At 62.0% G+C, this 11,527-nt stretch carries 13 protein-coding genes; all 13 read left to right on the top strand.

Features of this window, described 5'->3' with window-relative positions; genetic code table 11:
• Positions 1-375 (top strand): phage tail tube protein, encoded by a 375-nt coding sequence (locus L0U84_RS26655; RefSeq protein ID WP_233854188.1) that lies wholly within the window; start codon positions 1-3, stop codon positions 373-375.
• 13 nt (positions 376-388) lie between these two features.
• The gene (locus tag L0U84_RS26650; RefSeq protein ID WP_233854186.1) at positions 389-667 is read left to right on the top strand and encodes a phage tail assembly protein; all 279 of its coding nucleotides are present in this window, start codon (positions 389-391) and stop codon (positions 665-667) included.
• 156 nt (positions 668-823) lie between these two features.
• Positions 824-2,908, top strand: coding sequence for a transglycosylase SLT domain-containing protein (locus L0U84_RS26645; protein ID WP_233854185.1), 2,085 nt, complete (start codon positions 824-826; stop codon positions 2,906-2,908).
• Positions 2,909-2,920: 12 nt separating this feature from the next.
• Positions 2,921-4,243, top strand: a complete 1,323-nt coding sequence (locus tag L0U84_RS26640; RefSeq protein ID WP_233854180.1) for a DNA circularization protein — start codon at positions 2,921-2,923, stop codon at positions 4,241-4,243.
• A gap of 18 nt (positions 4,244-4,261) precedes the next feature.
• Positions 4,262-5,347: a phage baseplate assembly protein gene (locus L0U84_RS26635; protein ID WP_233854178.1), complete on the top strand. Its 1,086-nt coding sequence runs from the start codon at positions 4,262-4,264 to the stop codon at positions 5,345-5,347.
• A 1-nt stretch (position 5,348) separates the two neighbouring features.
• Complete coding sequence (locus L0U84_RS26630; RefSeq protein ID WP_233854176.1) at positions 5,349-5,954, top strand: phage baseplate assembly protein V; 606 nt, start codon at positions 5,349-5,351, stop codon at positions 5,952-5,954.
• Positions 5,947-6,381 carry a phage GP46 family protein gene (locus L0U84_RS26625; RefSeq protein ID WP_233854174.1) on the top strand — a complete coding sequence of 145 codons (435 nt, stop codon included), beginning with the start codon at positions 5,947-5,949 and terminating at the stop codon, positions 6,379-6,381. The genes L0U84_RS26630 and L0U84_RS26625 overlap by 8 nt, the downstream gene beginning before the upstream one ends.
• Before the next feature lie 52 nt (positions 6,382-6,433).
• Entirely contained in the window at positions 6,434-7,546 is a 1,113-nt protein-coding gene (locus L0U84_RS26620; RefSeq protein WP_233854172.1) for a baseplate J/gp47 family protein, read from the top strand.
• Positions 7,547-7,549: 3 nt separating this feature from the next.
• A complete protein-coding gene (locus L0U84_RS26615) occupies positions 7,550-8,146 on the top strand; it encodes a YmfQ family protein (RefSeq protein WP_233854168.1) in 597 nt (198 codons plus the stop codon).
• Positions 8,147-8,158: 12 nt separating this feature from the next.
• A complete protein-coding gene (locus L0U84_RS26610; RefSeq protein WP_233854167.1) occupies positions 8,159-9,070 on the top strand; it encodes a gp53-like domain-containing protein in 912 nt (303 codons plus the stop codon).
• Between the two features lie 3 nt (positions 9,071-9,073).
• Positions 9,074-9,499, top strand: coding sequence for a tail fiber assembly protein (locus L0U84_RS26605; RefSeq protein ID WP_233854166.1), 426 nt, complete (start codon positions 9,074-9,076; stop codon positions 9,497-9,499).
• Between the two features lie 322 nt (positions 9,500-9,821).
• Positions 9,822-10,013: a hypothetical protein gene (locus tag L0U84_RS26600; RefSeq protein ID WP_233854165.1), complete on the top strand. Its 192-nt coding sequence runs from the start codon at positions 9,822-9,824 to the stop codon at positions 10,011-10,013.
• 246 nt (positions 10,014-10,259) lie between these two features.
• Entirely contained in the window at positions 10,260-11,372 is a 1,113-nt protein-coding gene (locus tag L0U84_RS26595; RefSeq protein ID WP_233854164.1) for a hypothetical protein, read from the top strand.
• The last annotated feature ends 155 nt before the right edge of the window (positions 11,373-11,527 follow it).

The following is an 11,527-nucleotide window of genomic DNA, read 5'->3' as shown; positions in this document are numbered from 1 at the left end:
ATGGCAGACAACACAAACCGCCTCGCCGGGATTGCCTACGTCTCGGTCGATGGTCAGAGCTACATGCTGGCGGGCGAACTGTCGTACTCGCCCGGTGTGGTGGAGCGCGAATCGCTGATCGGTCAGGATCAGGTTCACGGCTACGGTGAGAAACCGCGCGCGCCGTTTATCTCCGGCTCCTTCCGTGACGCGGGCACGCTCACGGTGGCGGACTTCAACTCGATGACCAATGTCACCGTCACGTGCGAACTGGCAAACGGCAAGACGGTCGTCGGTCGCAACATGTGGACCGTTGAAGCGCAGGAAGTGAAGACCCCGGACGCCACCTTTGAAGCCAAGTGGGAAGGCTTCAGCGGTTGCGTGACCGAACAGTAATGGAGGCGCAATCATGAATGCACCCGACGACGGCATGGGTCGCCACCCCTACCTTGCGGCGCAGACCATCCAGTTGCTTGCACCGCTCGACGGCATGATGGAGATCACCTTGCGCGAGCCTACCGTGGACGAGATCGCGAAGGTGAACGACGACTCGCAGAAACACGGCTCGGTGCGCGCGATGAAGAACCTGATCGCGACAATGGCGCACATCGAGGTCGCGGTCGTGGGCCGCATGGGCGCGCGCGACTTCAACGCGTGCAACAAGTATCTCGCGACTTTTTTCGAGTAGTCCCGCCGAACCTGCGCGACGTGGTGGCTGACGTGACGTGGTTCTATCGCTGGGGACCGCGCGACGCGGGCGCGCTCACTTGGACTGAACTGTCCTACTGGTACGAGCAGGCGAAGCGCATCCAGAGGCAGTTGCATCCGCAGGAAGGTTGAGAACATGGCCGACAAGAAAATACAGTTCACCATCACGGCGGTGGACAAGGCGACGGCCACCATCGCCCAGGTGAACCGCAACGTCGAAAAGATGATGAAGCCTTATGCGCAGTTTGCGAAAAGCGCGAAGGCGATGGCCGACACCTCGGGACTAACCAAGGTTGCAAAGAACCTTGGCAATGTCGCCAGCGAAGCGGAGAAAGCCGCGCGCAGCATCCTGAAAATCGGTGCACCACTGCTCGCGATTGTGGGCGGTGGGACGCTCGCGGGGCTCTCGGAGATGGTGACGCACTGGGAGCGCATCGGGATGGAGACCGAGCGCACCTCGCGACTGCTCGGTATCACCGCAAACGAGCTTACTGCCATGCGCAGCGCCGCGACACTAATGGGTGTATCTACCGACGCGATGACCAGCGGCTTCCAGTCCCTTCAGGACGTGTTGCAGGACGCGCGCTGGGGTCGCAATCAGGCCGCGTATATGGCGTTGCAGGGATTGGGTATTCACCTCAAAACAACCAAGACGGGTGCAATCGACACGCAGGCCGCAATGTATGACCTCGCGGACGTGATCCAGAAGGTACAGAAGCGCGACCCGGCGGCGGCACGCAACCTCGCGCGCCAGTTCGGTGTCGAGCAGCTTCTGCCGATGCTCATCCTCGGGCGCAAGGGTATGCAGGCATACGAGGCGCAGGCGAAACGCTTGCGCGGTGAGTTCACACCGCAGATGGCGGATCGCGCCACGGCTTTCACCCAGGCGGTGTCGGGTCTCGGTCTCGCGTTCGAAGGTCTCAAGGTCTCCATCTCCGACAAGCTCGCCCCCGTGCTCGGTCCAATGATCCAGCAGTTCGCCGACTGGATTGCGGTGAACCGCGAGTGGATCTCGCAGAAGATCGCGACCATCATCGAGAACCTTGCGAACGGGTTCAAGCGTCTGTTTGAGAGCGTGGACTGGCCGACCTTTCTCGATAACGTGGGCAAGGCCGCCGACAAGGTGGCGGACTTTCTTCAGGAACTGCTCAAGGCGGTTGACGCTATCGGTGGGTTCAAGACGGTCGCAATGGGTCTTGCGCTGTACATGGCCGGTGGTTTCGTGACCTCGATGCTCGGTGCAGTCGGGAGCATCATCGCGCTGATTACGCGCGTGGGCATGCTCGCGACCGCCTTCGGTGGTATGGAGACCGCCGCAGCAGCGGCGACGACTGCCGCCGAGGGTGCAACGGCTGCGGCTGCTGTTGCCGAGGGTGGTGGTGCGGCGGCGGCAACGGCGGGGACGGCGGCGACAGCGGCGACGGCGGCTGAAGCGGCGGGTGGTGGTGGTCTGCTCGCGGGTCTCGGTTCACGGCTCCTCGGGCTAATCAATCCGGTCACCGCCGGTATCGGCGCGATGCTCTACAGCCCGAACCTGAACACCGGCGAGGACAAGCAGCTCGCGGGCATTCGCGCAGCCGAAGCGGCGAGCGGCGGCAAGTGGAGCGGCGACAAGACACAGGTCGCGAATTGGGCGAAGAAGCTGAATTTCGCCGGACTGGAGAAGCAGTACGGACTCCCGCCCGGTCTGCTCTCAGGCGTCGCACAGACCGAATCAGGTGGTGATGCGGCGGCGGTCAGCAAGGCGGGCGCGGCGGGTCTGTTCCAGTTCATGCCCGCGACCGCGAAAGAGTACGGCATCAACCCGATGGACCCTGCCGCCGAGGCGGGTGCGGCGGCGAAGAAGCTCGGTGGGCTGATGAAGCGTTATCACGGTAACGTGCCGATGGCGCTCGCTGCCTATAACTGGGGTGAAGGGAACCTTGACCGCAAGGGGCTCGCCAATGCACCGCTTGAGACGCAGCAGTATGCGCCGAAGGTGATGGCGGCAATGGGCTACGGTGGTGATGCTGCCAATGAGGGTCTTGCCGACACAGGTACACCCGCCGCCGAACCGATGCCACCCCTGCTGAACGCGCCAGCGCCCGCTATGGCACAACAGGCGGCTCCCGTGGTCAACGTGAGTACGCAGGTCCATGTCGAGCGCGACGGGCGCACCAGCGTGCGCACCACGACGCCCAATGGCCTTCACGTGGCCTACCCGATGACCGACGCCGCATAGGTGCCCCGCATCATGAGCGCAATCAACCGTCCGTTCTTCCAGACGCTACAGACCGCAAGCTGGCGCGGCATACCGTTCGCGACGCGCGGGGGCACGCTGCGCGTCGGGCGGCGTGTGGTGATGCACGAGTACCCCTACCGCGACGACGTGTGGGTGGAGGACTTAGGACGTGCGGGGCGGCGCATCTCGGTCACCGGCTTTCTGCTACAGGACGCGGCTTATGGTGGCGGTGATGTGATCGCGCAGCGCGCGGCGATGATCGCGGCGTGCGAGACTCCCGACACGGGGGACGGTGAACTGGTGCATCCGTCACTCGGGCGCGTCACCGCGTCGCTTCTGGAGTTCGAATGCGAGGAAACCACCGAGCGCGGTCGCAGCTTCGAACTGCGGTTCACCTTCGTTGAGGGTGGTGCTCAACAGTTCCCCTCATTGCTGATTGCTACGCAGGCCGCAACGGGCCTCTCTGCTGTGGCCGCGTTCGCCGCGACTGCGCAGGACTTCACCAACCGCATCACCGCGCTACTTCAGACACCTTCGCTGGTGGCGGAGATCGAGCGCACCGCGCAGGCGTTCGTCAACAATGCCGTCACCATCACGCGGCTCGGCACGTCGCTGGTGGCGATGGTGGCGAACCTGCCGGGTCAGTTCGGGCGTTACGTGGGTGAGTTCACCGCGTCGGTGGGTACTACTCCGGCGAGCAGTATCGAGCAACTGATCGGCGCGGGCGCACAGGCGCGCGAGTCGGTCACGCTCACCGGTAACACGCTCACCGCGTGCGCGGCAGCGGGTGACTATCCGGGCATGGCGAGCGCGGCGCAGGCGCTGGTCACGGCGGTACAGGACAGCAACCCCGATCCGCAGACGGCGGTGCAATCGCTCCTCGGGCTGCAGAACAACACCACCCCGGCCACGCGCGCCAATGCGACGCTGACGGCGGGAAATGCGATCACCACGGACATGCTGCGCAGAAGCACCGTGTGCGGGCTCGCTGACAGCACGACGAACTATGCGCTGAGTTCGTACGATGACGCGCAGCAGCTTAGAAGCACCGTGTCACAGGCGCTCGACACCGAGATCGTCAACGCGTCCGCAGCGGGTGACGACGCCACGTATCAGGCGCTTCAGGCGCTACAGACGGCGGTGGTGCAAGACCTTGTGACGCGCGGCAATACGCTCGCCACCATGCAGACGGTGACCTTCGGTGCGTCGCTGCCGGTGTTGGTGCTATCGCAACGGCTCTATCAGGACGTGTCGCGTTATGACGAGCTGGTGCATGAAATCAACCCGGTGAACCCGGCCTTTGCACCCGCCTCGTTCAGTGTGCCGGTGAACTGAGCCGCACGCGCGCCCATCATGGCCGACGACCTCTCGCTCACTATCGGTGGGCAGAGCATCCTCGGGTGGACGAACATACGTGTCACGCGGGGCATGGAGCGCATTCCCGCCGACTTCGACATCAGCCTCACCGAGCGCTATCCACACGTCTCCGACGTGGTGGTCACCGAGGGTGATCCGTGCGTGGTGACGATCGGTGGTGACGCGGTGATTACCGGCTACGTTGACCGGGTGAACGAACAGGTGGACGCGCACAATCACATGCTCTCGGTCGCGGGGCGTGGCAGGTGCGAAGACCTCGTGGACTGCTCGGCGCAGTTCGATTCATACCAGTTCCAGAACATCGCCACCGCCGACATCGCGGCCAAACTGTGCGAGCCATTCGGTATCAGGGTCAAGGCGCTCTCCCAGGGTATCGTCCACCCGCAGGTGTGTCTCAATGTAGGTGAGTCACCTTTCGCGCTGATCGACCGGCTGTGCAAGGTCGCGCAGATGCTGTGCTATGAGGATGCGGATGGTGACCTCGTGATTGGACCGCTCTCCACCACCGAGGCGGTGGGCGGTTTTGCGCTGGGTGTGAATGTGGAGCGCGCGGGCTATCTGCGCGATATGTCGCAGCGCTTCAGTCAGTACCGGGTCTATCCCGTGGGCACCGGCATCATGAACGACATAGGCTCACAGGGACTCATCGAATACGCGGTGAATGACTCGCTGGTGTCCCGGTTCCGGCTGAAGTCGTTTGTGGCGGAAACGGGGGACGCCGACGACACGGTATCGAAAGCGCATGCGCTATGGGAATGCAACCGGCGTATCGGCCACGGCAACGTCATTACGATCACAACCTCAAGCTGGCGCGATGCAGCGGGCACGCTGTACGCACCGAACACCCTCGCGGCGCTGTCGCTGCCGCAACTGAAGCTGCTACCGGGTCAGAAGTTCACCATTGGCGAGGTGACGTACCGGCGCGACATGAAAGGCTCGGGCTGTGACCTCATCCTGATGCTGCCGCAGGCATTCCAGCCCGAACCGATTCTCTACATTCCGGTGCCGCAGGACGTGGCGGCGGCGCTCGGTCCCGACACCGGCCCCAGCGGCGGTCAGTGAAATGTCCCCAACGTTCTGGTCGCTGGTGCGCTCGCTCGGGCGCGGTCGGCTTACGCGCGTCGATGACGGTGGGCCATGCCAGCTCGTGCAGATGCAACTCTCGCAGACCGAGACACGGGACGCGACACCACGCATGGCCGAGTACGGGTTCGAATCCAATCCACCGGCAGGAGCCGACGCGGTGGCGGTGTTTCTCGCGGGTAATCGTACCAATGGCGTCGTCATCGCGTGCGGTCACCAGCAGTACCGCATGCGCGGGCTCACCACCGGCGAGGTGGCGATCAGCGATAACAAGGGGCAGTCCGTGTACCTGTCGGCGGCGGGCATCGTGGTGAACGGTGGTGGCCTACCGATGAAGTTCACCAACACACCACAGGTCACCGTCGATACGCCGCTCATGCACTGCACCGGCAACATCACGGCGGACGGTGACATTACGGACAACATCAAGACGCAATCGCACAGCATGGCGCAAGGACGCGCGATCTATAACGGGCACACGCACCCGGTGAAGCAGGTGCAGAGCGGCGGTAGCACCGTGACGAGCGATCCGCCGAACCAGCCGCAGAAGATCGGCGACGACGACGGGAGCGGCGGCGATGCCTGACGTGACGACAGTCTGGTCAATACCGGACATGCGCGGTGACTGGGCAATGGATGGACCGTCGCTGCTCGCGGGCGATGACCTCGCGACCGCGACGCTCATCTCACTCTTTACCGACCGGCTGGCACTACCCAGTGACCCGACGCCCGATGGTGACCGGCGCGGCTGGTGGGGTGACACGAGCGCGAAGTATCCGATTGGTTCGCGCCTGTGGCTGCTCGACCGCGCGAAGGGACCGATGGACCTCGTACAGCGCGCCGAGGACTACGCCGCCGAGGCGCTGCAATGGATGATCGACGACGGCGTGGTGGCGACGTGGGACATTGCCGCGCAGTGGGTGAACCCGAACCAGCTTGACCTGACGGTGATCGCGAACCGGCAGGACGGCACCAAAGTCGCGATGAACTTCCCGCAGGTCTGGACGCGCTGACCTCTCCATACCCGTGCGCCACCCGGCGCGCACCTCGCTGTCTCTCCCCACCATGCCATTCACGCGACCGACGCTTGCGCAGTTGCGCAACGCGAGCGCGCAGCAGCTTAATGCGTCGCTACCCGGTGCCGACGCGCTGCTGCGCTTCTCGAACCTTGCGGTGATTGCCGATGTCGATGCGGGCCTCGCCTGCATGCTCTACGGCTATCTCGACTGGATTGCCCTGCAATGCACGCCATTCACCGCGACCGATGAATACCTCGAAGGCTGGGGGGCGCTGAAGAACATTACGCGCAAGCCGTGCGCACAGGCCACCGGCTCCATTACCTTCACGGGCACGAGCGGCTACACCATTATCGAAGGCGTGCCGATCAACCGCAGCGACGGCGTGGCGTATGTCTCCACCAGCGCGGGTGAAGTCGTCAATGGTTCGGTCACGATCACCGCGCAGGCAGTGGCCGACCCGGCTGGACTGGTGGGTGCGAACGGTAACTGTCCAGCGGGCACGCAGTTCACGCTCGCCAATGCTATCGCCGGAATCGACTCCACGGGCACCGCCGCCACCGACTTCACTGGTGGCGCGGACATCGAGGAGAACGACGCCTACCGAGCCCGTGTGCTGCTTGCCTATCAGAACCAGCCACAGGGCGGGGACAGCACCGACTATGTGGAGTGGGCACTCGGTGTGCCGGGTGTGACGCGCGCGTGGAGCACGCCGAATGGCATGGGTGCGGGGACGGTGGTGGTCTACATCATGCTCGACGTGGCCAATGCCGCCGAAGGTGGATTCCCGCAAGGCACCAATGGGTGTGCCGCCGAGGAGACCCGTGCGCCACCCGCCACGGGTGACCAGCTCACCGTCGCGAATGCAATCTGGCCGGTACAGCCCGTGACCGCGCTCGTGTACGTGTGTGCGCCCACCTCGCAGAAAATAAACGTGGCGATCACCGGCATTGCCGTTGAGTATCAGGCCGAGGTGAACGCCGCGCTCGCGGCACAGCTTCAGGCCGATGGCGCACCGGGTGGCGAGGTGATCGTCGCGCACCTGTGGAGTGCGGTGCTTTCGGTGCCGGGTGTCAACGACTTCATCATCACCGCACCCACCGTAGACATCAAGCTACCAACCGGCGCGCTGCCCGTGCTCGGCACCGTCACCTATTCCTGAGTCATGGCGCACACACCGAACAGCGCCGCGGACTACGCGCACGTGCTGCGCACGCTGTTACCGCGTGGTCGTGTGTGGACGCGCGAGGACGACGGCACGCAGGCGGGGGTGCTCGATGCGCTGGGTGTCACCGCGCAGACCACCGATAACGCGGCAGTCAACCTGATCGTCGCCGCGTTCCCCGCCACCGCCACCGATCTGCTACCCGAGTGGGAAGCCTCGCTCGGACTGCCCGACCCGTGTGTGGGTGAAGCAGGTTCCACCCAGCAGCGACGCCAGCAGGTGGTCGCGCGCCTCACCAACTCGGGTGGCGCGTCGGCCCAGTACTTCATCGACCTCGCCGCATCGCTCGGCTACACGATCACCGTCGAGAACTGTGCGCCGTTCCGCTGCGGACAGAGCACATGCGGTGACCCACTGGGGAATCAGGACTGGTCGCACACGTGGGTCATCAATGCGCCGGTCAACACGGTTACCTATTTCCAGACCGGGCTATCCACGGCAGGCGATCCACTCGCGTCGTGGGGCAATGACGTACTGGAGTGCGAGATGAACGCGCTCAAGCCCGCTCACACGATCCTCCAGTTTCACTATTCATAAGGGAAACTGACCATGTATCAGATCGACAACTCTACGGCGGTGGCATCGCAACCACCGTCAACGGCCCAGGGTACGGCGGGCTTTTTTACGGACGGTAACCCTGCGAGCAATCTCCCCGCCACCATTGTTCCGGCTGAGTACATGAACATGCTCATGCTGGAGGTGATGAATGCAATCACGGGCAGCGGGCAGTCATTGAACAAGGCTGCATTTAATCAGCTATGGACTGCGATGCAGACCATTGCAAAGAACCCCGGTGTCACCCCACCCCAATTCGATAACACCACAAAGACCTCAACCACTGCATTCGTACAACGTGCGCTAGGCAATCTTTCGAATTTGACAGGCTTACCAACGGGCACAACCGCACTCACTGCTTCACAGGTCGGGCAGGCGTTCAATGTCTCTGCCGGGTCAACAGTCACGATGCCACCTGGTGCGGGCTTACCGCTCGGTGCAGCAGTGACCTTTATCTGCGGTGGCAATTTCACGATAAACACCTCAGACGGCAGCAAGATTTTTGTTGGCAAGACGGGACAGGATGGAGTGTCGGTCAGCGTTGCCGGTGGGATCAAGCTCCTATGGTCGGGCGCAAACGGATGGCAGTCTTCTAGCTATGTCGTGAGCTATTCGAACGCGGGCGGTTTTCAGAGATTTCAAAGCGGCATTATTTTGCAGTGGGTTACATCAACAGCCAATAGCGCAGGACAGGTCGGGTGTGTCTATCCGATGGTGTTTCCGAATGCGTTTTATGCAGCCTTTGGTGTCTATCTCGCGGCGGCAATCACACCCCCACCGAGTGCAGTCCAGGTATCGGAAATATCGGGCAGCGGCACTGGCACCGGCAGTCTTACCTTCCTTGCATCGCAAGCAGGCGCAGGCCTTCCCAATGCGAATATCCGGGTCTTTCTGATCGGGAGCTAAACCATGAGCCAGAAATACGCACACTTCGATGCCGATTATTTTGTGATCGGTTTCTATGATGATGAAATTCACGGTGATGCGATCCCTGAACGCGCGGTGAAGATCAGTGACGAGACCTATGCGGCATTGCTCGACGGACAAGCCAGCGGCAAGCGTATGAAGGTGACCGCAGATGGCTCACCTGAACTCGTGGATCACCCGCCACCACCTGATGACGTACTCGCCGCACAGGTGCGTGCGCAGCGGAACGCGGCACTCGCCGAAACAGACTGGACGGTAGCGCAGCAGCAGGAGCACATACTGAACGGCACCACACCGGACAACCCCGAACGCTTCAAGGCGTATGCAACCTACCGGCAGGCACTGCGCGACGTGCCGCAGCAGGTGGGGTTCCCGCGTGAGATCGACTGGCCCGCCAAACCACAGTAACGGGGCATGCCGTGAACGTGCGCACCGCGCGGCTGTTATTCGGCCTCGGACTGGTGATCTTTATTTGTGTAGCCGTGCTGACTATCATCCTCACCTCATGCGCCGCGCCCGATGACCGGGTGAGCGGTGGACACACCACCACGCTTCCACCATTACCCGCGTGCCTGCTCTTTTGTAGCGCCACGGTCACCTCTACGGTCACCTCGTCGGCGGAACTGAGCCGCGTGCCGAAGGCGAAGAAGAATCCCGCTGGAGCCGCGAGCGGAGCGAGCCCGGCGAGCGCACCACCATCACCACCCACCACCACAAGGAGTCGCAAGCCATGAACCTGACCATCATCAACACAGGCGTGCATGCCGTGCGCGTCATCATCGACCACGACACCGTGAACGACTCGCAGCTTGATGCGGGTGAGGAAACCACCGTTGACGCGCCCGGTGGTGTGGTGGAGCTGCGCGAACTGGAGATGAATGGCGAGGGGGATGACGCGGAGGAGCACACCTCCGGGCGGTAGCATTCGCTGCTAGAGGCAGATGACGTATCATGAGCGGTCCTCACGCGTAGAGACCGACCTTAAATGCTGATCGACTTGGATGAATTAGTAGCGGAATGCCCCGACCCGCGTTCCAGAAAGTATATTCGCGAGTCCGTCCAGTGTTACAAAGCGGGCGCGTATAGATCCGCTGTGGTTGCATGCTGGATAGCTGTCGTTTTCGACCTGGTAGACAAAATTCGCGGATTGGCTGCGTCTGGAGACGCGATGGCAGCCGAGACGATTGGTAGGTTCGACCGGGCCAGACAGGACGGCGACATTGCCGTATCGCTCGCATTCGAGAAGGAGTTGCTGTCGCTTGCTCGCGATCAGTTCCAGTTCATATCACCTATCGAGTTTGTCGATCTACGGCGCCTGATAGAAGACCGAAACAGATGTGCGCATCCGTCTCAAGTCTCCGACACGGAGGTGTTCGAAGCTTCGCCAGAACTCGCCCGCCTTCATATAGTCAACGCCACCCGTTATGTGCTGTCCCAGCCAGCTGCACAGGGCAAGCAGGCGCTCGAACGGCTTATATCAGAGCTGGATTCAAATTTCTTCCCGTCGAAACGGAAAGACATTGTCGTGTTCTTGCGGGCGGGTGCGCTCGCAAGACCGCGAGACTCGCTGCTAAGGAACTATCTCAGCATTCTCCTGAAGCGACTCATGAAAGGCGAATTGGCTTGGGAGGCATCCGCACGAGCTTCCAATGCACTGTTTGCCTTGGCGGAAATCCATCCCGAGCCATGGAAGCGGTTGATCCCGGAATTGCTCGGTGCACTTATACCGAACCTTCAGGAAAACGCCCACCTGCTTCGCACGGTTAGGTTCCTTGGACACGGCGATGGAGCAAAGCTCTGGGACTTTGTTCAGCAAGCGGATCGATTGCGTCTAAACACGTTCGTGGAAAACCTGCCCTCGGAGAACTTCGATTCGGTAGAACGCTTGCTCGGCGATGAAGCAGTACCTTTTCATGCGCCCGCGACGAAGCGCGTAAAAAAGGCATCTGCGGAGGAGGTATTCGATGCTCCGTGGTTCGACGTGCCCACGCCTGTGATAGATCGCATGCTTGCTTTCTACTTGGGCTCTTCGAGTTTCGCCGAAGCGAATGACCTAGCTCACAAATTGCGGTTTGCGCTCCCTGATTCTACAAAGCCCGTTGAGCATTTGGGCCTCATGGCGCGAATTGCGGCCCAAAACGACCAGGTTAGATACAGCAACCAGTTTCCACGGTTGGTTAAAGAGTTTGTTGAAACGAAAGAAATAGACAAGGAGCGCGTTCAGCTAATACTGCGCGAAGCGAAGCTTGATGATCTCGCCGATGAGCTGCAAGCGTCCTGAATCACTCTTGCGGAAGTAACCGGTGTCGAGTGGCCTTACTAGGTCAAAACACTAGTGGACCCACCCGCGCGACGAACCCAAAAAAAGAACCCGCGCTGCGGGGCGCGGGCATTAACCCATACAAGGGTAACGAGGTTTGTGCCGGACAGTCAGGG

The organism is Paraburkholderia sp. HD33-4, assembly GCF_021390635.1.
Classification (GTDB): Bacteria; Pseudomonadota; Gammaproteobacteria; order Burkholderiales; family Burkholderiaceae; genus Paraburkholderia.
The sequence above is the reverse complement of the archived record's forward strand: the minus strand, read 5'-3'. Positions and strand labels throughout refer to the sequence as shown.